The sequence below is a fragment of the Marisediminicola antarctica genome (assembly GCF_009930795.1).
Classification (GTDB): Bacteria; Actinomycetota; Actinomycetes; order Actinomycetales; family Microbacteriaceae; genus Marisediminicola; species Marisediminicola antarctica.
Genome location: NZ_CP017146.1, coordinates 896,023 through 917,199, shown reverse-complemented (window position 1 = coordinate 917,199; position 21,177 = coordinate 896,023). Strand labels below are relative to the sequence as shown.

Below are 21,177 nucleotides of genomic sequence, written 5' to 3'. Positions count from 1 at the left end.
CGCCCACGAAACAGTGTGTGCGCGTCACGCGGCGCGGGCGGGCTCAGCGGGAGCTGCGCATTGCCCGGGTCACCGTGACACAGGCGCCAAACGGATCGCGCCCGTCGAGCAGCCGGCCGTACTCGTGCGACTCGACCCCATAGAGGGCGAGACGCCCGTCGGCGTCGGCGTGAATGCCCCAGCCATATCGCTTGCCGAGATCCGAGGAGCGCAGGCACGCCCGGGGCGCGGCGTAAAACTCGGCTCGGGCGGCGACGCGATCGGCATCCGGTATCCCCCGACGCAGTGCCATCACGGTGAAGATGACATCGCCGGAGGTCAGCTCGTACGGATGCCCGGTGATCAGCTCGTAGGTGAGCGCGGCGACGGTGGGGACGGGGCCAGCGGGGATAGGGCCTGTCGGGATGGGGCCGCTCGGGATGGGGCCGCTCGGGATACGGCCGCTCGGGATACGGCCGGTCGGGATGCGGTCGGTCGGGGTGGGGCCCGTCGCGATGGGGCCGGCGGGGATAGGGCCCGTCGCGATTGGGCCCGTCGCGATTGGGTCCGTCGCGATCGGGCCGGTCGGCTCGGTCGAGCTGCCGTGACGCGCTGGCGGTCTCACTCCCCGCACCGCCCGATTATCGGGCGCTACCGCGATAAAAGTGTTGACGTAATCCACCCGATCCATTCCCCGATGCTAGGAGGCGCCCCCGTCAGGCACCATGGGCTTGCGCGGCGCTACGGCGTATGCGCTCATCTGTCCGCGCCCGGCCTTCGCAGCCGGCCTGCGCAGCTGGCCTTCGCAGCTGGCCTGCGCGCCGGGCCTGTGCGCCCGCCCTTCGCAGCTGGCCTGCGCGCCGGGCCTGTGCGCCCGCCCTTCTCAGCCGGCCTGCGCGCCGGGCCTGTGCGCCCGCCCTTCTCAGCCCGGCGGATTGTCGGCGCCGTGGGAGAAGATGGAGCAATGGGCTCGCCGCTCGACCTTTTTTCCCGTGCCACTCGCGAATGGTTCACCGGGGCGTTCGCTGCGCCTACGACCGCGCAGGCCGGCGCGTGGAGCGCGATCGCCAGCGGAGCGCACGCCCTCGTCGTCGCGCCGACGGGGTCGGGGAAGACCCTCGCTGCATTCCTGTGGTCGATCGACCGCCTCGCATCCGCGCCCGCACCGCCCGAGCCGAACCGGCGCACCCGCGTGCTGTACATTTCGCCGCTCAAGGCCCTCGCGGTCGATGTGGAGCGCAACCTGCGCGCACCGCTCGTCGGTGTGACCCAGACCGCCCGCCGACTCGGAGAAGTGCCACCCGACATCACGGTGGGCGTGCGCTCGGGAGACACGACATCTGGCGACCGGCGGATGCTGCAGCGCACGCCCCCCGACATCCTGATCACGACCCCGGAATCGCTCTACCTCATGCTCACGGCCTCGGCGCGGGAAACCCTCCGCGGGGTGGACACCGTCATCGTCGATGAGGTGCACGCGGTCGCATCGACGAAGCGGGGCGCGCACCTCGCTATTTCACTCGAGCGGCTCGACGCCCTGCTCGACAAGCCGGCACAGCGCATCGGACTGTCCGCGACCGTGCGCCCGCACGAGGAGGTCGCGCGGTTCCTCGGCGGCAGCGAGCACGTGAGCATCGTGGCGCCGCCGTCGACGAAGAAGTTCGACCTGGCCGTCGTCGTCCCGGTCGAGGATATGACCGAGCTCGGCACCGCGCCGATCCTCGAGGGGTCCGCCGCGGGAAGCGCGCCGACCCAGGGCTCGATCTGGCCGCACGTCGAGGAGAATATTGTCGACCGCATCCTCGAGCACCGGTCGACGATCGTCTTCGCGAACTCGAGGCGGCTCGCCGAGAGGCTCACGGCGCGGCTCAATGAAATCTGGGCGCTGCGCACCGCCGAGCCGGAGCTCGTCGGTGTGGGGGCCGGTGGCGACCCGCTCGCTGGGCCTCAGTCCGCGGTGGGGGAAGACCCTCGGTCGCAGGCTCCCTCGGCGCTGGGGTCGCAGGATCGCTGGCGCGATCCTCAGAGCTCCACCGCGCTCGCCCGCGCCCACCACGGATCCGTGTCCAAGGACCAACGTGCCCTCATCGAGGACGACCTCAAGAGCGGCCGCCTGCGCTGCGTCGTCGCGACCTCGTCGCTCGAGCTCGGCATCGACATGGGCGAGGTCGACCTCGTCATCCAGGTCGAGGCACCGCCCTCGGTGGCGAGCGGGCTGCAGCGCGTCGGCCGCGCCGGCCACCAGGTCGGCGAGGTGTCGCGCGGCATCATCTTCCCCAAGCACCGCGCCGACCTCATCCACTCCGCGGTCGCGAGCGAGCGGATGTCGTCAGGCCAGATCGAGGCGCTGACCGTGCCGACGAACCCGCTCGACGTGCTCGCGCAGCAGACCGTCGCCGCGGTCGCCCTCGACACCCTCGATGTGGAGGAGTGGTTCGATACCGTGCGACGGGCGGCCCCCTTCGCGAACCTGCCGCGCGGCGCGTATGACGCGACCCTCGACCTGCTGAGTGGACTGTACCCCTCGGACGAGTTCGCCGAGCTGCGGCCTCGCATCATCTGGGACCGTGTGAAGGGCACAATCACCGGACGCCCCGGTGCTCAGCGCCTCGCCGTCACGAGCGGCGGAACGATCCCCGACCGCGGGCTGTTCGGCGTTTTCATGGTCGGCTCAACCGGAGCTTCGGCAGGCCCAACCGGCGGAGGAGGCGGTCGCGTCGGCGAGCTCGACGAGGAGATGGTCTACGAGTCCCGGGTGGGCGACGTCTTCGCCCTGGGGGCGACGAGCTGGCGCATCGAGGACATCACCCACGACCGCGTGCTCGTCACCCCCGCCTACGGCCAGCCGGGCCGCGTGCCGTTCTGGAAGGGTGACGGTATCGGCCGGCCCGCCGAGCTCGGCCGGGCGATCGGGTCGTTCACTCGCGAGGTCGCGACCGCGTCGATCGAGGATGCCCGCGCCCGCGTCGGCGCCGGCGGCCTCGACTACCGTGCCGTCAACAACCTCATCGCGTTCATCGACGACCAGAAGAAGGCCACCGGCCACGTCCCCTCCGACCGCACGCTCGTCGTCGAGCGGTTCCGCGACGAGCTCGGCGACTGGCGGGTCATCCTGCATTCGCCGTATGGCATGCAGGTGCACGCGCCGTGGGCGCTGGCCGTCGGCGCGCGGATCCGCGAGCGCTATGGCATGGAGGGCGCCGCGATGGCGAGTGACGACGGCGTCATCGCGCGCATCCCCGACACCGACAGCGAGCCTCCGGGCGCTGAGCTGTTCGTCTTCGATCCCGACGAGCTGAGCGACATCGTCACCGAGGAGGTCGGCGGATCGGCGCTGTTCGCGTCGAGGTTCCGGGAGTGCGCCGCGCGCGCCCTGCTGCTGCCGCGGTACAACCCCGGAAAGCGGTCGCCGCTCTGGCAGCAGCGGCAGCGATCCGCCCAATTACTGGCGGTCGCGGTGAAGTACCCGAGTTTTCCGATCGTGCTCGAGGCGGTGCGCGAGGTGCTGCAGGACGTCTACGACCTGCCCGGCCTGATCGCGCTCGCGAAGCAGGTCGAGAGCCGGCAGATTCGCGTGGTCGAGTCACAGACCGAGCAAGCCTCACCTTTTGCCCGGTCGCTGCTCTTCGGATACGTGGCCGCGTTCATGTACGAGGGCGATTCCCCGCTCGCGGAGCGCCGGGCCGCCGCGCTGTCACTCGACTCGACCCTGCTCGCTGAGCTCCTCGGGCGCGCAGAGCTGCGCGAACTGCTGGACCCCGACGTCATCGAGCGCACCGAGCTCGAGCTGCAGCGCCTCGCCCCAGACCGCAAGGTGAAGGGCGCCGAGGGCGTCGTCGACCTGCTACGCATCCTCGGCCCACTGTCGGTTGAGGAGATCGAGGCGCGGGTTCAGCCGGTTCCGAGGGTCGTGGGGGGCGCGGATGCCGGGGGTACGGCTGCCGCGGGTGCGGGTGCGGGTGCGGGTGCGGGTGCGGGTGCGGGTGCGGGTGCCGTTGGCGCGGCTGCCGGGCGTGCGGGTGACGGGCGTGCGGGTGACGGGCGTGCGGGTGACGCAGACGACATCACCGACGTGCCCCGCTGGCTCGCCGAACTCGCCCGCGCCAACCGGGTCTGGCGCGCGGGCGCCGACCGCTGGGCGGTGATCGAGGATGCCGCGCGCCTCCGCGATGCGCTCGGAACGCCTCTGCCGATCGGCATCCCCGCCGCGTTCATCGAGCCGGTGGACGATCCGCTCGGCGACCTCGTCGGACGCTACGCCCGCACCCACGCGCCGTTCACCGTCGCCGCCGCCGCCGAGCGGCTCGGCGTGGGCACCGCCGTCGTCCTCGATACCTTGCGCAGGCTCGAGAAGCAGCGCCGGGTTGTGGAGGGCGAGTTCAGGCCGATGCAGACCGGCAGCGAGTGGTGCGATGTCGAGGTGCTGCGCCGGCTCCGCAGCCGGTCGCTCGCCGCGCTCCGGCACGAGGTCGAGCCGGCGGACGCCGCGACGCTCGGCCGCTTCCTCCCCGCCTGGCAGCACGTGACCGAGCCGCTGCGCGGGGTGGACGGCGTCGCGCAGGTCATCGACCAGCTCGCGGGGGTCGCTCTGCCGGCATCCGCGTGGGAGAGCCTCGTGCTGCCCGCCCGGGTGCGCGACTACTCCCCCGTGATGCTCGACGAGCTCACCGCGACGGGCGAGGTCATCTGGTCGGGCACCGGCGCCCTGCCGGGAAGCGACGGCTGGATCAGCCTGCACCTCGCGGAGTCCGCGCCGGTCACACTCGCCGAGCCGACCGGCGACGAGACCACCGAACTGCAGCGCTCCATCCTTGCGGCGCTCGCGGGTGGCGGGGCGTACTTCTTCCGGCAGCTGTCGAACGCAGTCGGCGGCGAGCTCGGGGTACTCGACGACAAGCAGTTCGCGGCGGCGATCTGGGACCTCGTCTGGTCGGGCCTGATCACCAACGACACCTTCTCGCCGCTGCGGTCGTTTCTCGGCGGGGCGGCCCCGGCCCGTCGCGGGGTGCCGCGCAGCCGCGCCTACCGTGGACGCGCCCGCCCGGCCCTACCGATGCAAAGCGGACCGCCGAGCGTGGCCGGACGCTGGTCACTGCTGCCCCTCGCGGAGCCCGATGCGACCGTCCGCGGTCTCGCTACCGCCGAGCTACTTCTCGAGCGGCACGGCGTCGTCACGCGTGGCGCCGTCGCGAATGAGGGCGTGCGCGGCGGTTTCAGCCTCGTCTACAAGGTGCTGAGCGGCTTCGAAGACACCGGACGCGCCCGCCGCGGTTACTTCATCGAGCACCTCGGCGCCGCGCAGTTCGCCACCGGTGCGACCGTCGACCGGCTGCGCTCCTTCACCCGCGAGCCCGACGACTCCACCCCGCCCGTCGCCATCACCCTCGCGGCGACCGATCCCGCGAACCCGTACGGGGCCGCGCTGCCCTGGCCAGCGGCGCCCGTGGCGCATGCTGCGGCCGGGGCGGATGCTGCGGCCGGGGCGGCGATCGCCAGCCAGACTGGTCGTCCGTCCGACGGTCCGGTCGCTGGCCCAACCGGCGGCGCGGTCGGCGGCTCGACCGTCGGCACGACCGGCGGCGCAACCGGCGGCTCGAGCGGCAGTCCGACCGGCAGCACGACCGGCAGCACAACCGGCAGCTCGGGCGGTCCAGCATCCGCCCCGCCCGAACCCAGCGCGCGCGGCCACCGCCCGGGACGCAAGGCGGGCGCACTTGTCGTGCTCGTCGACGGCCGGCTCGCGCTCTACATCGAGCGTGGCGGCAAGACCGTGCTGACCTTCGGCGCCGACGAGGCGACCCTGGTCGTTGCGGCGGAGTCGCTCGCGCAGACGATCCGCCGTTCGGTCGGCAAGCTGCGGGTCGAGCGGGTCGACGGTCAGTTCGTGATCGGCAGTCCGCTCGGTGACGCGCTCACGTTCGCCGGATTCCAGACCACGCCGCAGGGCCTGCGGCTGAGAGGCTGATCCGATGCCAGAGGGCGACACCGTCTACCGCACGGCGAAGAACCTGCGTGCCGCGCTCGAGGGCGCCCAGCTCACGCGGTGCGACATCCGAGTTCCGAAATTCGCGACCGTCGACCTGACCGGCCAGCGGGTCGACGAGGTCGCGAGCCGAGGCAAACATCTCCTGATGCGCATCGGCGAGCATACGATTCACACCCACCTCAAGATGGAGGGCTCCTGGCACCTCTACCGGCCCGGTACGAAGTGGAAGCGTCCGGCGCACTCGGCGCGCATCGTGCTCGAGACGGCCGGCTGGGTGGCGGTCGGCTACTCGCTCGGCATCGTCGAGGTGGTGCCGCGCTCGGAGGAGCACACCGTCGTCGGACACCTTGGCCCCGACCTGCTCGGACCGGACTGGGATGCCGCCGAGGCGCTCGGCCGGCTCACCGCCGACCCGGCGCGCGCGGTCGGACTCGCGCTGCTGGACCAGAGCGTGCTCGCTGGGCTCGGGAACGTCTACCGAAACGAATTGTGCTTTCTTCGCGGCATCCTGCCGACACGGCCCGTGGGCTCGGTGGTGCAACCGGAGCGGCTGATCGCGCTCGCGCACTCGCTCATCGACGCGAACAAGGACAGGGTGGAGCGCACCACGACGGGCACCCTGCGAGGCGCGACCGATTGGGTCTACGGCCGCAGCGGGCAACCCTGTATGCGCTGCGGCACCCGGATTCTCGAGGGACGCCTCGGCGTCAACGTGCTCCAGCTGCGCGAGACGTTCTGGTGCCCGAGCTGCCAGAGCTGACGGGGTGATGGGGTGATTGACCCGCCGGGCGTGTGAGCGGTTGAACGGTCGAACGGCTGAGCGGTCGAACGGCTGAGCAGCCGAACAGGTGAGCCGTCGAACAGTCGAGTCGCCGAACAGTCGAGTCGTCGAAAGCTGACGCGAAGCTCCGTCCGACGCCCGCGCGCGCTTAGCTGTGGCGCCTGTTCCAGATCTGGGCATGCAGGAAGACAGTCAATGTCGCCACCGCGAGCGCCAGCACGATGAATAGCGGCGCGGACTGTTGCAGCAGGTAGCTGAGCTGAAAATCGGCTTGGGTCGCGGTACCGCTGGTCTGCAGATCTTCGGTCAGCGCAAACGACCAGCGCACCATCCCGATTCCCGCGAGGGTGACGAGCACGCAGATCACCCAGAGCACGAGCACGAAAGGATTTCGGCGATGCGATCCGTCGGATGACTCGTGCGCAATGTCGTCGATGCCCGCGATGTCGTTTCTGGTATCGGCGTAGCCCGCACCAGCGGTGCGAGTCTCGCCAGTCTCGCTAGCCGCGCCAGCCGCGCCATCCCTGCCAGCCGCGCCAGCCGCGCCAGCCGCGCCAGCCGCGCCAGCCGCGCCAGCTGTGCCGGCGGTGCCCGCGTTGACACCCGTGCTGGCGGGTGCGTCCGACCGGAGTCCGGGCACCACCCTCGCCGCCTGGCCTGTGACGGCAGACCCGAGCGCCTCTAACCCGCTCGGTTTCACCGCCGGTGGACGATATCCGGGCTGGAACGCCGGATCGAACCGCGGGTCGAACTGCCGATCGGCCCCGGCCGCGCCACCACTTCGCTTAGTCATCCTCACCTCTCCGATGTGGACAGAGTCTAGGACCGTTGGCGGCATCCCGCTGCAGCAGGTTCCGCAGGAGAATCGGCGCCACGCCGTGTCCCGGCGCCATCGATGCCGGCGTGGCTGCGTGAACTCCTCCGCTACCGACGCCGCGGTCGCTCGAACCGGGACCGCCAGCCGCATACCGCAGCCGCGTGGACCTACCGCCGCTTCCGCCACCGCACCGCGTGCACGAACAGGATCCCGGTGGCCGTCGCGACCCCGAGCACCATCAGTAGTGGTGCTCCGAAAATGAGACTCTGCACGAGGAAGTAGTCGTAGGGCGCCGATCCAGTGCGCTGGGCCTCCGCCGTCAGCTGCCCGACCCACTGGAACAGCGCGACACCGCCGAACACCATGAGTGCACTCGCGACCCACAGCACCAGAAGGAAGGGATTCACTGAGTGGGTGGGCGGTGCGACATCCGACTCCTCGACCCCGAATCTGCCCGGTGCGCCCGATCCCGTCTCGGCCTCCGCGTAGGGAAGCGGGGGGCCGTGCGGGCGCGGGCCGGAACCATTCGGCGCTAACCCCGACTGCGAACCAGCGGCGCGCTGGTCGGTGGTGGCACGGTCGGTGGTGGCACGGTCGGTGGTGGCACGGTTGGTCGCGGGCTGCTCGGCGGTGGCGCGGTCGGTCGCGCGGCGCTCGATGGTGGCGCGGTCGGTCGCGCGGCGCTCGGTGGTGGCGCGGTCGGTCGCGCGGCGCTCGGTGGTGGGGAGGTCGGCGCCATGCTGGTCGGCAGCATGCTGGTCGGCACTGCGCTGGTCGGCACTGCGCTGGTCGGCACTACGGCGATCCGAGACCGTGGCGTCGGGAGCATCCGCGATGCCCCGCCGTGGCGCCCCGCCGTCGACCCTCTCGCCCTGCAGTGTCGCCGCAGTGTCGTATCCGGGCTGGAACGCCGGATCGAACCGGGGGTCAAACCTGGTCGTCTCACCTCTTCGATCGGTCATCGGCGCCCTTTCCGTTTGTGCGGAGACTTTACGCGCGCCAGCTTGGTGCTTCGTGAACGCGGGGAAGCCCGACACCGGTTCGAGCCAGCCAGTCTCTAACGGTTGCATCCGCGTCTCGAATGTTAGGGTTCCCTAAGTTGAGCTAGTTTAAACGTGCTACTTCTCTTACCGAAAGGCGCATTTTCCCAAATGAGCTATATCAAGTCCGCCCTGCTCGACGAAAAGGGCTACGTCATTTTGGACCGGTACGACCAGGCTGCCGACCCGCAGGAGTGGAATGACCTCGAGTACGTCGACTGGAAATCGTCCGGCGTGACCCAGTTCGCCCCTCTGGCCAGCGCCTTCGGCGAGATCGAGGCCAACGGGTTCTGGAATCACACCCCGCCTCGTACCGACAAGGACGGCGTCTGGGTCGACTCCCAGGTCGCGAAGGCGCCACACCTCGCCGCCCGCGCGAAAGAGCCGGGCGCGAACGTCGGCCGCTGCCGCGTCATCGAGCTGCAGCCGAACAACTACGCGAACACTCTCTACAACCTCCATCAGGACGACAACAACCGCCTGAATCCCGATGGCAGCGGGTGGATTGTGCGTGGGTTCTTCAATCTGACCGACGACCCCGAGTCGTTCATGACTCTGCGTGAGGACCGTTGGGACCCGACGACCGAGATCCGAATCCCGCTGCCAGCGGGCGCGCAGATCATCGTGGATACGCAGCGTTTCTGGCATGCCGTCTGGCACAAGGGGCCCCAGGCGCGCTACTGCCTCATCACCTCGTGGGAGTCGGGCCCGGCGCTCGACGCATACATCGCGAAGCACCACGGCCACAACAACCACGTGAACCCGCCGCTCGATCAGAAGATCATGGACGACGCTCAAGCCGAGGTGCACCGCCGTTATGCCGAGCGGTCCGCTGCACTCGCCGCGCAGGGACGGGTCGGCAGGGATCCGGCCGACTCCGAGGCATAAGCCCGACTTCGTAGGCAACGTCCGCCTGCAACCGGCTCTGGTCGGGGGCGGCGCAACGTCGGCGCCTCTTCGTCAGCGCCTCTTCGTCAGCGCCTCTTCGACCGCCGGTTGGCAGTCGGCCGGGTCCGCCCGGCAGACTGCTCCTTTTTGCGCGGCTGCACGACCTTCTTCGGCGGCGCGACCTTCGGAGTCGGCGGAGTCGGAGTGCTTCGGGAGCTCTGCGCCGTGCGGCCGCGCACAATGCCCACGAACTCGTCGACCCGCTCGGTCGTCTGCGCCATGAGCCAGGCGATCGCGATACGAGTCTCGGCAGCATCCGTCACGGGAACGGCGGCGACGTCTTTGCGTGCGTGCAGGCGCGCGATCGACTGTGGCACGATGACCACGCCGACGTTCGCGGCAACGAGGTCGACCGCGTCCTCCCACTCGCCCGCGAGATGATTCTCGGCCTCGAGGTCGGCGAGTGTCACGGAGTCCAGCTCGGCGAGCGGATGCCCCTTCGGCACGACCACGACGGGGGCCTCAACGTAGAGCGTGATCGCGCTCAGGTCGTCGTCGCCGAGCGCGTCGAGCGCGCTCCCGGCATCCTCGCCGCCGGCCAGTCGCACGAAGCACACGTCGGCCGCCCCGTCGTGCAGCACGGAGGACTGGGTCCCGGCGGTGCTGCGCAGCACCTGCAGCGGAGCGTCCGGACGGCGTTCCTGCCACGCACGGGTCCACTTGGTAAGGGTCACGCCGGGCACTGCGGCGATCCGGAAGGGGTCCTGCTCGTCGTCCACGCGCATCCTCCCACCAGCCGCGACGCATTCGCGGCAGCTCTCAGGCTAATGCAGGCGCCCCCGGCGGGCGCAGCGCACCGCAGCCCGGCACGCGACAGACCGGACGCTCGGAGTACGATTATCGGATGACTTCGCCCAAGACCCCGCAGACCATGAAACCCGAGACCGCGGCGAAGAAGCTCGGCATCCTGCTGGAGGCGGCGCCGGCCGAGTTCCGCGACCAGGCGATCACGCGCGACGCGTACAACGAGATGCTCGCGAACCCACCGGTCTGGCTCACCGAACTCCGCACGACCGGACCGCACCCGCGCCCGGTCGTCGCCGGCAAGCTCGGCGTCTCGATCAGCGGTCTCGCCCGCGGCGAGATCACAGAGCCGCTCACGTCGGCCGAGATCCTGGCGCTGCTGCAGGCCCCGCCAGCCTGGCTCGTTCAGGAACGCGCCACCCAGTTCGAGGTTCGCGCCGAGAAGGAGCGTGTCGCCGCCCGCGACGCCGAACGCCGGGCCCGCCAAGCGAAGTAGCGGGGCGCCGCCAGGCCCTCGCGAAGCCGCCCGACCCAGCACCGGGTCAAGGACGTTCCCAACTCACGAGTAAATGCGAATCGCCGCGCTCCGACGCCGCGAAAACCGGCGTTTCCGCCAGATCGCCGGAGTGAGAAACGCTGATCGGCCTGGCTACCCGGTCAGGAACGCCCGCAAGGCCAAGCCCCTCAGATCAGGCTGAGCGCGTGATTCTTCTCCAGCGCCTGCGGCGACGAGAGCGGCGAATCCGACCAATGGGCCGCAGGCGCAGTAGGGGGCGCGGTCGGAGCATCCGCCGCAGCGAGATCCGGAGCCGGAGCGTCCGCCAGGGCGCGTCCACCACGGTATCGACCACGGCATCGACCAGCGCCGCCTCAAGAGCCTGCAGAATGTCTTCAATCAGGTCGTTCGTGTGCTCAAGCCCGATCGAGATCCGCACAATCCCGGCACCTGGCCGCGCGCTCGCCTCGACGGGACGGTGCGTCAGGGATGCCGGATGCTGCACAAGCGAGTCGATCCCTCCGAGCGACACCGCGTGGGTGATCAGCGAGCACGCCTCGGTGAAGCGGGCCGCCGCGTCGAATCCGCCAGCGAGGTCTAGCGCGATGAGCGCCCCCGCGCCGGACGACTGGCGCCCGATGAGCCCCTGCGGGTCCTGCCCCGGAAGCCCCGGATAGAGCACGCGAGCGATCGCCGGATGCCCGACGAGACGCTCCGCCACCAGAGCCGCGGTGCCCTGCTGCGCCCGCACCCGCACGGGCAGGGTGCGAAGGCCGCGCTGCAGCAGATACGCCCCGAACGGATGCATCAGAGCGCCGGTCAGCGCGCGTACCTGGCGGAGGCGCACCATCCACTCCTCGGGTCCGGAGATCGTGCCGCCCATCGCATCGCCGTGTCCACCGAGGTACTTCGTAGCGCTGTGCATCACGAGGGTCGCGCCCGACTCGATCGGGCGTTGCAGAACGGGCGTTGCGAAGGTGTTGTCGACCATGACGGGAACCACGCCCGCGGCATCCACAACGGCGCGGATATCCGTCATCTCGAGCGTCGGGTTCGCGGGCGACTCGAGTAACACGAGGCCGGTATCGGAGCGGATGGCGTCGGCAACGCCGTCGGCCCCGACCCAGGTGACGCTTGTTCCGAGCAGGCCGGTCGCGAGCACGTGGTCGCTGCCGCCGTAGAGCGGGCGCAGCGCGACGACGTGCGGCTTGCCCACCGTCACGCAGGCGATCAGCACAGCGGTGAGCGCGGCCATCCCGCTCGCGAAGGCGACCGTGCCGGCGGAGCCCTCGAGCGCCGACAGTCCGTCCTCGAAACGGGCGACGCCGGGCTGCCAGAGCCGCTGGTACACGGCGGAATCCCCGGGATTCGGCGTGCCGCCAGTCGCGAGGTTCTCGTAGGAGTCGCCGCCCGACTCGATTCCGGCCAGCGGGTTCGTCGTCGACAGGTCGATCGTCGGAACGTGGGAGCCGGATGCTGTGACTCCGTCCATCCCCGCGTGCACCGCGATTGTGTCGATGTGCCGTGCGGGTGCGGGGTGGGATGCGGACTCGGACGGGGACGGCAGCGATGGCGACATGGGTCGAGGCAAACAGATACTGGCGTTATGCGCAAGCATCTCTGCAGTAGCTTCACCGAACGTCCCTCTGTGCGCATAAGCTGCGGGAATGACCGACCGTGCAGCCAGTGAGCCGAAGAAGCCCGAACTCGATCGCGTCGACCGCGCTCTTCTGCGCGCGCTGTCGGTCAACGCCCGCGCATCCGGGGCCGCCCTCGCCGCCGAGGTCGGGGTCGCGGAGTCCACGGTGTCGACGCGGTTGCGCCGGCTGCAGCAGCTCGGGCACATCCGCGGATACCGGGCGATCGTCGACCTCACGTCGCTCGGAGCGTCGCTCCAGGCGCTCATCGCGGTGCGGCTCGGACGGCACGCACGGGCGCAGATCGATGACTTCCGGGCCAAGGCGCCGCACTGGTCGGGGGTCGTCGCCCTGTTCCATACAGGTGGCGCGGACGACTACCTGCTGCACGTCGCCGCTCGCGATGCCACGGGTCTGCGCGACTTCGTGCTTGAGCACCTCGCTGAGCATCCGGCGGTCGCCCACACCGAGACGAATATCATCTTCGAGTACGTCGAGGGCGACGGCTGGCAGGATCTGGTGGAGTAGAGCCCAGTCGACTGCCGCTGCCCTCCCTGTGGCCCTGCCCAGCCGATCGCGTGCGCACCTAGGCTGAGCCACGAACGACGCGAGCCACCGAGATTGGGGACCAGCGCATGGCGGGTGCCCCGATCGCCGACCCGTCGCTCGTCGACGCCGCCGACGTGACCGCCGCCTACGAGGTCGACGCCGCCGTCGGGCTGTCCGCCGAGGAGGCCGTGCGGCGCCTCGATCGCGACGGACCGAATGAGTTGCGCGGCTCGCCCCGGGTGCCGACCTGGCGCCGGATCCTCGGACAGTTCCGCGATCCGCTAATCTACCTCCTCCTCGGCGCGATCGTGGTCTCGCTCATTGGCTGGTTCGTCGAGGGCGCGGAGGGCTGGCCGATCGACGCGGTGGTCATTGCCGCAATCGTGCTGCTCAATGGGCTGCTCGGCTGGGTGCAGGAAGGGCGCGCCGACGACGCGGTTGCCGCCCTCTCGACCATGACGGCCGCCTCATCGACGGTGCTGCGCGATGGCCGGCTCGCGACCGTGCTCAGCTCCGAACTCGTCCGCGGGGACGTGCTCGTGCTGGGCGAGGGCGACCAGGTGGGCGCGGATGCGCGGCTCCTCGAGGCGAATGCACTGCGTATCGCCGAGGCCTCGTTGACCGGTGAGAGCCACCCCGTCGCCAAGAACGCGGACACTATCGCCCGGCACGCCTCGATCGCCGACCGATCCTGCATGGCCTTCAAGGGCACGGCCGTGTCGCAGGGCGTTGGGCGAGCGATCGTCACCGGCGTCGGCATGAACACCGAGGTCGGGCGCATCGCGACGATGCTTGATGCGACACAAGAGGAACCGACTCCGTTACAGGAGGAGATCGGCCGGGTGGGCAGGGCGCTCAGCTTGGCCGTGATCGCCATCGCGCTAGTCGTCATGGTCACGACGGTGCTCGTGCAGGGGGTGACGACGCCAGCCGGACTGGTCACGGTCTTCCTCCTGGGCGTCTCGCTCGCGGTGGCGGCCGTTCCGGAGGGTCTGCCCGCGATCCTGTCGGTGGTCCTGTCGATCGGCGTGCAGCGAATGGCCAAGCGCAATGCCGTGGTCAAGCAGCTCAAGTCGGTCGAGACGCTGGGTTCGGCATCGGTGATCTGTGCGGATAAGACCGGCACGCTCACTCGCAACGAAATGATGATCCAACGCATCATCACGGCATCCGGACGCGTCCAGGTCACCGGCGCCGGCTACCAGCCCGACGGTGCTCTGCTCGATGAGGGCGCGCCGATCACCGATGCGGGTGCGCTGTTCGAGGTACGCCAACTGCTCGGGCCGGGGGGCCTCGCCAACAACGCGCAGCTCACCGGATCCGATGGGGAGTGGACGATTCAGGGCGACCCGACCGAGGCAGCGTTTCTCGTTGCGGCGGGCAAACTCGCCGAAATGGACGCAGTCGTCGCCCCGTACGAGCGCGTCGACGAGATTCCGTTCACGTCGGAACGCAAGATGATGTCGACGGTCAATCGTGACGTCCGCGACGGCACCCTTGTTCTGTTCAGCAAGGGCGCTCCGGATGTTCTGCTTGATCGGTGCGATCGGATGCAGCGCGGCGAGTCGGTCCTTCCGATGGATGCGGGCATGCGGCAGCGAGCGCTGGCAGACATCGAGGCGCTGTCGGGCCAGGCTCTCCGCACCCTTGGCGTCGCGTACCGACCAATCGGCGCGAACGGCGGCGAAGCTGCTGTGCCCGGCGACGCGGACGGCCTCGAGCGTGACCTGATCTACGTCGGAGTCGTGGGCATCCTCGACCCGCCGCGCGAGGAGGCGAAGGCCGCGATTCGGGAGGCGCACCGCGCGGGTGTGCGGATCGTCATGATCACCGGTGACCACCCCGCCACCGCTGCGCGGATCGCCGCCGACCTGGGCATCGCCGGATCGGGCGAGCCCGCCGCCGCTCTCGCTGGAGACGACCTCGACATCCTCGACAACATAGAACTACAGGACGCCGTGCGCACGACCTCCGTGTTCGCCCGGGTGTCGCCGCGGCACAAGCTCCGCATCGTTGACGCGTTGCAGGCCAACGGCGGAATCGTCGCAATGACCGGGGACGGCGTCAATGACGCGCCCGCACTGAAATCTGCGGATATCGGCATCGCCATGGGGATCACCGGAACCGAGGTGACCAAGGACGCCGCGCGGATGATCCTCGCCGACGACAACTTCGCCACGATCATCGTCGCCGTGCGCCAGGGGCGGGTCATCCTCGACAACATCAAGAAGTCGCTGCGCTACCTCCTCTCCTCGAACATGGGCGAGGTCTTCACGGTCTTCTTCGGTGTGCTCCTCGCCGGAACGCTCGGCCTGGCCAGCGCTGGCGACGGCGGGGTAGTGCTGCCCCTGCTGGTTACGCAGATCCTCTGGATCAACCTCGTCACCGATTCCGGTCCCGCACTGGCGATGGGGATCGATCCGGAGATCGACGACGTGATGGCGCGGGAACCTCGAGGCGTGAACGACCGGGCGATACCCGCAGCGATGTGGGCGGGAATCCTGAGCACCGGTCTGGTGATGGCCGTGGTGACGCTCACCACGATCGACCTTTTCCTCCCGGGCGGGCTGATCGAGGGCGAAGACACTCTTGCGGTCGCCCGCACCGCCGGATTCACGACGCTCGTATTCGCACAGATGTTCAATACGCTCAACGCCCGGTCGGCCTCGAGCAGCGCGTTTCGCAGGCTTTTCGTCAACCGGTGGCTGTGGGGCGCGCTCGGGCTCACTGTCGTGCTGCAGGTGGCGGTCGTCGAGATACCACTGCTGCAGACGGCGTTCGGAACGGCATCGATGGATGCCGAACACTGGCTAGCCTGCGTCGCCTTATCCTCGATCGTGTTGTGGTTCGAAGAGCTGCGCAAACTCGGCATCCGGCTTCGCGCGCGGCATGTCGCGCGCGCAGGCCGAGGGCTGACGGCTGACGGCTGACGGCTGACGGCTGAGGCTGCCGGCTGAGGCTGCCGGTTGCGCGCTGCCGGTTGCGCGCTGCCCTCAATCGCGGGGCCACTCAATCGGGTCTTTCTGCCCTAGGTGGCGGTTCGGGCTGCGACGTAGCGTGTGGCGTGCGAGAAAACGGAGGATCCCATGATCGCTGAGCGAGTAGAACTGGAACCGCGCACCCTCGTCGGTCTGCACGACGTCGTGCCGATGACCGAATTGACCGCCTTCTTCGGCAGGGCGTACACGGTCACCGGTGCGGAGATCGAGAAGCAGGGCATCGAGCAGACCGGGCCGCCGATCGCGATGTACCACGGCATACCGACCGACACGATCGATATCACTGCGGGCTTTCCGGTCAACCAGCCGATTACTCCGGCGAACGGAACTGTTGTCGCCACCCTTCCGGGCGGCCCGGCGATCGAGACGATCCATACCGGCAGCTACGACAGCATGCCTGGCACATACAACGAACTCATGGCCTGGCTGGAGGAACAACGCATCGCGGTGCCCGAAGACATGTGGGAGGAGTACCTCGTTGGACCGGACACCGAAGCCGATCCGGCCAAGTGGCAGACCCGAATCGTCGTCCCGCTAGTCTGACCGACCCCTCCCCCACGCCTCATCCGGCTCGCAACCAAGGCGGGAGATTGTTCGGCATCGGACGCGGGGTACGCTCCGGGTCAACCGAGCGCGGCGGAATTAGCACGTAGCCGTCTCCCGCGCGGTCAATGCGCCAGCCGTGATCGTGGAGCAGCATGTGATGCCGGCGGCAGAGGAGGATGCCGTTGTCGAGGTCGGTGGGGCCGCCGGGGTCGTAGGGGTCGATGTGGTGCGCCTCGCACCAGCTGGCGGGCCTGTCGCAGCCGCCGAACATGCATCCGCCGAACTTGCCCGCGAGGGCGACCCGCTGAGCGCGGGAGAACAGCCGGCGGGTGCGCCCCAGATCGAGCACCTCGCTCGCACCGCCGAGCACGATCGGCAGCGCCCCCTGATCACACAGGATGCGGCGGGCGGTTGAGGCCGGCATCGGCTCGGAGCAGCCCTCGAGCCACGCGATGCCCGTGTCGGTCTCGGGGTGCTCTCGCCCGCGGTCGTCGATCGCACGGGTGAGGTCGGCGAACGAGATCGTGACGCGGAGCCCGGGTTTGATCGAGCCGAGAATGGTTCCGTCGTCGCGGTCGACGCCGAGGCGTACGAGCTCGGTGAGCGCGTCGAGGGCCATTTGCTCGTTGGTGCGGTCGTCGTCGACGAGGCCGGCGGCGCGGTCTTTGTCGTCCTCGTCGGTGAACCGGGGCCCGCCGAGCCGGGGGCTCATCGCCGCGTCGATCGCGCCCGTGATGATCGCGTCGGACTCCGGATCGAGCACGAGGCTCACCCTGCGAAGCCCGTCGATGACGCGGCCTCGTCGTAGCGAGCGCTTGGCGCGCAGGAAGCTCGCGCGGTCTACAACGCCACGCCGATCGAGGGTGTCGCGCAGCCCCCGAGCCATCCTCGTCACGTCGTCGGCGTTCGCGCTCTCGCCTTCGTGAGCGAGGGTCGCGGTGGCCGAACGGAGGAGCTCGGGGTCGATCTCGTCGACGACCGGCACGAGGGCGCGATAGATACCGTCCGCGGCCGCCACCCCGATTCGCCCCTCGCGCACCGCGGTCGAGATCTCATCGAACGGCGTGCCTTCGTCGCCCGCCGCGGCCGACTCCCCGAGCATCGTGCCGACGCGGATGCTACGGCTCGCCTCCTGCATGCCGGACCGGGTGAGCGAGCGCACGAGTGACTCCGGGTTCACGAACCCCTGCCGGGACGCCAACCCCGAGTGACCCAGCTCGCGGCGCGATCGATGGGCGACCTCGAAGGCGAGCTGCGCGACCAGCACCTCGGATTGGCGCACGATCGCCTCGACCGCGGGTATCGCGGCGAGAAGCTCGGCTTCGGTCATCAGCGCCGCGTCAGCATCCGTCGGCAGCACCTGGTCGAGCGCGTGCTGCGCCTCGATCAGGTAGTCGCTCGACGTCGTCATGGGATCAGTCAATAACAGTCGACCAGCATGGGAAACGGACATCTGATCAAGGCATTAATCTGTGCACAACTTCTGGCCGGGGAGGAGAAGTGAGTCAGTATGTGAGCTCCAGCCGCATGCGGACGTTCGTCAACCGCACCCCGTTCCGCTCGACCTGCTGCTGGGCGACGACGACGAATCCGTTCCGCTCAAAGAATGCGCGCGCGGTCAGGCTTGCCTCGACGGTCAGGGCCGTGAGCTCCGCCCGCCGCGCATCCGCGAGCACGGCCTCGATCAAGGCACTCGAGACGCCGCGACGGCCGAACGACGGGTGAACGAAGAGCATGTCGACGTGTCCGGCACGGTCGATGTCGGTGAATCCCACGATCTGGCCGTCGATCTCGGCCACGTGGGTGGCGACGGCCGCGCGTGCGCGCGCCCACTCGGCGAGGCCGATGTCATCCGGCGCCCACACCGCGACCTGTTCCGCGTCGTAGTGCGCCGCCGCGGTCTCGCGCACGGCAAGAAGGAAGACGGCGAGGGTTCCGGATGCGTCCGCGGCCCGATAGCGACGGACGATCCCGCCATCAGCCCAGGAGCTCACCGGGCGGGAGCTCCGACCACGTGCGCCGCGCCTCTCACGCGACGTCGCTGGACCCTGCCCACAAGTTGATGTCCATGTCGACCGCGTACTCGTCGATCGCGGTCAGCTCGTCGCCCGTGAACTCCAGTTTGCCGACCGCGGCGAGGTTGGCCTCAAGCTGAGCGACCGATGAGGCCCCGACGAGGGCCGAGGTCACGTTCTTGTTGCGCAGCGTCCACGCGATGGCGAGTTGCGCCAGGGTCTGCCCGCGGCTCTCGGCGATCTCGGTCAGCGCGCGGATCGACGTGAGCGTCACCTCGTTGACCATGTCCTTCTGCATCGACCCCTCGCGGGCCGCGCGCGCATTCGCGGGGATGCCACCGACATAGCGGTCGGTGAGCAGCCCCTGGGCGAGCGGCGAGAAGGCGATGCACCCGGCACCGAGGTCTTCGAGGGTGTCGAGCAGGTCCTCCTCGACCCAGCGGTTGAACATCGAGTAGGAGGGCTGGTGGATGAGCAGCGGCGTGCCGAGGTCGGCGAGGATCCGCGCCGCGTCGCGCGTGCGCGACGGCGAGTACGAGGAGATCCCCGCGTACAGCGCCTTGCCCGAGGTCACCGCGGTGTGCAGCGCACCCATGGTCTCCTCGAGGGGGGTATCGGGGTCGGCACGGTGCGAATAGAAGATATCGACGTAGTCCACGCCCATGCGGTCGAGCGACTGGTCGAGGCTCGCGAGCAGGTATTTGCGGGATCCGTTGTTGCCGTAGGGGCCAGGCCACATGTCGTAGCCCGCCTTCGATGAGATGACGAGCTCGTCCCGATAGGGCGCGAAGTCGCGACGCAGGTGCTCCCCGAAGTTCTCCTCGGCGCTGCCGGACGGCGGCCCGTAGTTGTTGGCGAGGTCGAAGTGCGTCACGCCGAGGTCGAACGCGCGGCGCAGAATCTGCTGCTGCCGCTCGAACGGCACGTCCTGTCCGAAGTTCTGCCATAGGCCGAGCGACACCGCCGGCAGCAGCAGGCCGCTCTTTCCGGTGCGGCGGTAGGGCAAGGAGTCGTAGCGGGTCTCGGCGGCAATGTAAGTCATCGCCCCATGCTTTCACGAGGCGGCCCCAGGCGGAATCCGGATGCCTGCCCCCCGGGGCATCCGGACGCCTGCGCCCCCGGGGCATCCGGATGCCAGCCCCCGGGGCATCCGGATGCCTGCCCCCCAGGGACGCCGCATCACCCCTGCCGGTCGAACTGGGACGCACGGCGGTCCTCCTTGAGCTGCACTCGCGCCCGGCTGAGCGTGGCGTCGACCTCCATCAACGCACAGGCGAAGTCCTCCGGCCCGAGGTATCGGCTGACGACAAGGGACGCGAGCCTGGCGACCATGTCGATCTGGGCTTTGCGAAGCAGCAGGTTCTCCTGCAGCCACGGCGGCTCGATGAATCCCGGAAGGGTGTAGATCAGGTCGTCGGCATTCATGATCCGCGCGAACGCGCCTGCGGGCTCGAACTCGCGCTCGATCGCGAGCTGAGCGAGGAGTGGCGTGGTGAGCGTGCGGTACCCCTCGGTCTCGAGGTAACGGCGCAGCAGCGGATCGAGAAAGCGCAGCCGCTTGAGTCCCACGCCGGTGGCCGGCTGGAGGGCGAAGAACTGGGTGAGGATCTGGTCAATGGACGGTCGTGGAGTTGTCATGGCGTCAGGATGGTTTTGGCCACCGACATTGCAGCGCTACCCACGAAATACGGTGGACAACTGGCTCGGGGGCGCCCGTGGGGAGGAGAGCCAGCATCCACAACAGGGCCCCAAGCCCCTACCCCGCGACCTGCCCATGGGCTTTGCTCGCGAGCATGCCCGAGAACGAGACCGAGAACCAGAACCAGAACGAGACCCAGAACGAGAACCAGAACCAGAACTCACACCGCATCAGCGGCTGGGTCGCCGACCATCCGATCGTCGCCTTCTTCCTCCTCGCCTACGCGATCTCGTGGAGCCTCTGGGGCCTCTCGGCGCTGGGCGGCGGCCAGATCCTGTTCTTCCTCGGCGGGCTCGGCCCCTTCGGCGCCGCGCTCATCGTGACCGCGACACGGCGAACCTGGCTCCGATCCCTGCTCGTCTGGCGGGTGAACCCCGCCTACTACGCGATCGCCCTGCTCCTGCCGATCGCGATCTACGCCGTCATCAACCTCGTGCTCTTCATGCTGGGCGAGACCCCCGACCTTGCCCTGCTCGGCTCTCTCGCACCGGGCTACCTCGGCACCTTCTTGATGGTCGCCACGATCGGCGGCGGGCTCGAGGAACCCGGATGGCGCGGCTTCGCCCTCCCCGCGCTGCAGCAGCGCCGGTCGCCCCTGATCGCGACCCTTATCCTCGGCCTCGGCTGGGGCATCTGGCACGTTCCGCTCTACGGTCCGCTCGGCTTCATCGTGCCGCTCGTGCTCGCGTTCTTCTACACCTGGCTCTACAATCGCACCGGCAGCGTTCTGGTCTGTCTGGTCCTGCACGCGAGCTTCACCCCGGCACAGGACTACCTGACCCTCGTTCCGGATGCCGCGATCGTCGACGTCGTGATCCTCGGCACGTACGTCGCCACCGCCCTCGCGCTGACGCTGGCGACCCGAGGACGCCTGGGCCTTCGCCATTCGAACGCCGAGAGTCAACTCCCTCCCCGGCATCCGTTCACCTCTTTATCCTGAG

Annotated in this window: 17 protein-coding genes; 8 read left to right on the top strand and 9 right to left on the bottom strand. The window is 69.4% G+C overall.

From position 1 onward, the window contains the following. Nucleotides 1-43: 43 nt before the first annotated feature. Nucleotides 44-670: a DUF6157 family protein gene (locus BHD05_RS04345; protein WP_161885345.1), complete on the bottom strand. Its 627-nt coding sequence runs from the start codon at nucleotides 668-670 to the stop codon at nucleotides 44-46. 273 nt (nucleotides 671-943) lie between these two features. Here BHD05_RS04345 and BHD05_RS04340 point away from each other — a divergent pair, with 273 nt between their 5' ends. Further along, entirely contained in the window at nucleotides 944-5,944 is a 5,001-nt protein-coding gene (locus tag BHD05_RS04340) for an Lhr family ATP-dependent helicase (RefSeq protein ID WP_161885344.1), read from the top strand. A gap of 4 nt (nucleotides 5,945-5,948) precedes the next feature. Then, on the top strand, nucleotides 5,949-6,725 hold the full coding sequence (locus BHD05_RS04335; RefSeq protein ID WP_161885343.1) for an Fpg/Nei family DNA glycosylase: 777 nt from the start codon (nucleotides 5,949-5,951) through the stop codon (nucleotides 6,723-6,725). Between the two features lie 169 nt (nucleotides 6,726-6,894). On the opposite strand, the gene BHD05_RS04330 is transcribed toward BHD05_RS04335, so the two are convergent. Together BHD05_RS04330 and BHD05_RS15660 are read right to left on the bottom strand one after the other, a co-directional pair. Continuing rightward, nucleotides 6,895-7,539 (bottom strand): hypothetical protein, encoded by a 645-nt coding sequence (locus BHD05_RS04330; protein WP_161885342.1) that lies wholly within the window; start codon nucleotides 7,537-7,539, stop codon nucleotides 6,895-6,897. A gap of 191 nt (nucleotides 7,540-7,730) precedes the next feature. Then, nucleotides 7,731-8,525, bottom strand: a complete 795-nt coding sequence (locus BHD05_RS15660) for a hypothetical protein (RefSeq protein WP_202614287.1) — start codon at nucleotides 8,523-8,525, stop codon at nucleotides 7,731-7,733. A 189-nt stretch (nucleotides 8,526-8,714) separates the two neighbouring features. Between BHD05_RS15660 and BHD05_RS04315 the strand changes: the two genes are divergently transcribed. After that, entirely contained in the window at nucleotides 8,715-9,491 is a 777-nt protein-coding gene (locus tag BHD05_RS04315; protein WP_161885340.1) for a hypothetical protein, read from the top strand. 86 nt (nucleotides 9,492-9,577) lie between these two features. Here BHD05_RS04315 and BHD05_RS04310 read toward each other — a convergent pair whose 3' ends face one another. After that, complete coding sequence (locus BHD05_RS04310; protein WP_161885339.1) at nucleotides 9,578-10,270, bottom strand: LysR substrate-binding domain-containing protein; 693 nt, start codon at nucleotides 10,268-10,270, stop codon at nucleotides 9,578-9,580. Between the two features lie 125 nt (nucleotides 10,271-10,395). On the opposite strand from BHD05_RS04310, the gene BHD05_RS04305 reads away from it, so the two are divergent. Next, nucleotides 10,396-10,791: a DUF5997 family protein gene (locus BHD05_RS04305; protein ID WP_161885338.1), complete on the top strand. Its 396-nt coding sequence runs from the start codon at nucleotides 10,396-10,398 to the stop codon at nucleotides 10,789-10,791. 193 nt (nucleotides 10,792-10,984) lie between these two features. Here the strand turns inward: BHD05_RS04305 and BHD05_RS04300 are convergent, their stop codons facing one another. Continuing rightward, the gene (locus tag BHD05_RS04300) at nucleotides 10,985-12,370 is read right to left on the bottom strand and encodes a trans-sulfuration enzyme family protein (protein WP_161885337.1); all 1,386 of its coding nucleotides are present in this window, start codon (nucleotides 12,368-12,370) and stop codon (nucleotides 10,985-10,987) included. 88 nt (nucleotides 12,371-12,458) lie between these two features. Between BHD05_RS04300 and BHD05_RS04295 the strand changes: the two genes are divergently transcribed. The 3 genes from BHD05_RS04295 to BHD05_RS04285 all read left to right on the top strand — a co-directional run bounded on the left by BHD05_RS04295 (nucleotide 12,459) and on the right by BHD05_RS04285 (nucleotide 16,519). Beyond that, the gene (locus BHD05_RS04295) at nucleotides 12,459-12,956 is read left to right on the top strand and encodes an Lrp/AsnC family transcriptional regulator (RefSeq protein WP_161885336.1); all 498 of its coding nucleotides are present in this window, start codon (nucleotides 12,459-12,461) and stop codon (nucleotides 12,954-12,956) included. 107 nt (nucleotides 12,957-13,063) lie between these two features. Beyond that, nucleotides 13,064-15,907 (top strand): cation-translocating P-type ATPase, encoded by a 2,844-nt coding sequence (locus tag BHD05_RS04290; protein WP_161885335.1) that lies wholly within the window; start codon nucleotides 13,064-13,066, stop codon nucleotides 15,905-15,907. 156 nt (nucleotides 15,908-16,063) lie between these two features. Continuing rightward, nucleotides 16,064-16,519, top strand: coding sequence for a GyrI-like domain-containing protein (locus BHD05_RS04285; RefSeq protein ID WP_161885334.1), 456 nt, complete (start codon nucleotides 16,064-16,066; stop codon nucleotides 16,517-16,519). 19 nt (nucleotides 16,520-16,538) lie between these two features. Here the strand turns inward: BHD05_RS04285 and BHD05_RS04280 are convergent, their stop codons facing one another. The 4 genes from BHD05_RS04280 to BHD05_RS04265 all read right to left on the bottom strand — a co-directional run bounded on the left by BHD05_RS04280 (nucleotide 16,539) and on the right by BHD05_RS04265 (nucleotide 20,175). Beyond that, nucleotides 16,539-17,933, bottom strand: coding sequence for an HNH endonuclease signature motif containing protein (locus tag BHD05_RS04280; protein WP_161885333.1), 1,395 nt, complete (start codon nucleotides 17,931-17,933; stop codon nucleotides 16,539-16,541). Nucleotides 17,934-18,027: 94 nt separating this feature from the next. Beyond that, nucleotides 18,028-18,516 (bottom strand): GNAT family N-acetyltransferase, encoded by a 489-nt coding sequence (locus BHD05_RS04275; RefSeq protein ID WP_161885332.1) that lies wholly within the window; start codon nucleotides 18,514-18,516, stop codon nucleotides 18,028-18,030. Nucleotides 18,517-18,550: 34 nt separating this feature from the next. Beyond that, nucleotides 18,551-19,579, bottom strand: coding sequence for an L-glyceraldehyde 3-phosphate reductase (gene mgrA, locus BHD05_RS04270; RefSeq protein WP_161885331.1), 1,029 nt, complete (start codon nucleotides 19,577-19,579; stop codon nucleotides 18,551-18,553). Nucleotides 19,580-19,716: 137 nt separating this feature from the next. Next, complete coding sequence (locus BHD05_RS04265) at nucleotides 19,717-20,175, bottom strand: hypothetical protein (RefSeq protein WP_161885330.1); 459 nt, start codon at nucleotides 20,173-20,175, stop codon at nucleotides 19,717-19,719. A 155-nt stretch (nucleotides 20,176-20,330) separates the two neighbouring features. On the opposite strand from BHD05_RS04265, the gene BHD05_RS04260 reads away from it, so the two are divergent. After that, nucleotides 20,331-21,176, top strand: a complete 846-nt coding sequence (locus BHD05_RS04260; protein WP_161885329.1) for a CPBP family intramembrane glutamic endopeptidase — start codon at nucleotides 20,331-20,333, stop codon at nucleotides 21,174-21,176. Nucleotide 21,177 lies beyond the last annotated feature (1 nt).

Bases quoted from the DNA above. Each gene is read 5' to 3' on its own strand.
- BHD05_RS15660 (WP_202614287.1), bottom strand. From the start codon at position 8,525: ATGACCGATCGAAGAGGTGAGACGACCAGGTTTGACCCCCGGTTCGAT.
- BHD05_RS04330 (WP_161885342.1), bottom strand. From the start codon at position 7,539: ATGACTAAGCGAAGTGGTGGCGCGGCCGGGGCCGATCGGCAGTTCGAC.
- BHD05_RS04305 (WP_161885338.1), top strand. From the start codon at position 10,396: ATGACTTCGCCCAAGACCCCGCAGACCATGAAACCCGAGACCGCGGCG.
- BHD05_RS04315 (WP_161885340.1), top strand. From the start codon at position 8,715: ATGAGCTATATCAAGTCCGCCCTGCTCGACGAAAAGGGCTACGTCATT.
- BHD05_RS04335 (WP_161885343.1), top strand. From the start codon at position 5,949: ATGCCAGAGGGCGACACCGTCTACCGCACGGCGAAGAACCTGCGTGCC.
- BHD05_RS04295 (WP_161885336.1), top strand. From the start codon at position 12,459: ATGACCGACCGTGCAGCCAGTGAGCCGAAGAAGCCCGAACTCGATCGC.
- BHD05_RS04280 (WP_161885333.1), bottom strand. From the start codon at position 17,933: ATGACGACGTCGAGCGACTACCTGATCGAGGCGCAGCACGCGCTCGAC.
- BHD05_RS04300 (WP_161885337.1), bottom strand. From the start codon at position 12,370: ATGTCGCCATCGCTGCCGTCCCCGTCCGAGTCCGCATCCCACCCCGCA.
- BHD05_RS04345 (WP_161885345.1), bottom strand. From the start codon at position 670: ATGGATCGGGTGGATTACGTCAACACTTTTATCGCGGTAGCGCCCGAT.
- BHD05_RS04285 (WP_161885334.1), top strand. From the start codon at position 16,064: ATGATCGCTGAGCGAGTAGAACTGGAACCGCGCACCCTCGTCGGTCTG.
- BHD05_RS04290 (WP_161885335.1), top strand. From the start codon at position 13,064: ATGGCGGGTGCCCCGATCGCCGACCCGTCGCTCGTCGACGCCGCCGAC.
- BHD05_RS04260 (WP_161885329.1), top strand. From the start codon at position 20,331: ATGCCCGAGAACGAGACCGAGAACCAGAACCAGAACGAGACCCAGAAC.
- BHD05_RS04265 (WP_161885330.1), bottom strand. From the start codon at position 20,175: ATGACAACTCCACGACCGTCCATTGACCAGATCCTCACCCAGTTCTTC.
- mgrA (WP_161885331.1), bottom strand. From the start codon at position 19,579: ATGACTTACATTGCCGCCGAGACCCGCTACGACTCCTTGCCCTACCGC.
- BHD05_RS04340 (WP_161885344.1), top strand. From the start codon at position 944: ATGGGCTCGCCGCTCGACCTTTTTTCCCGTGCCACTCGCGAATGGTTC.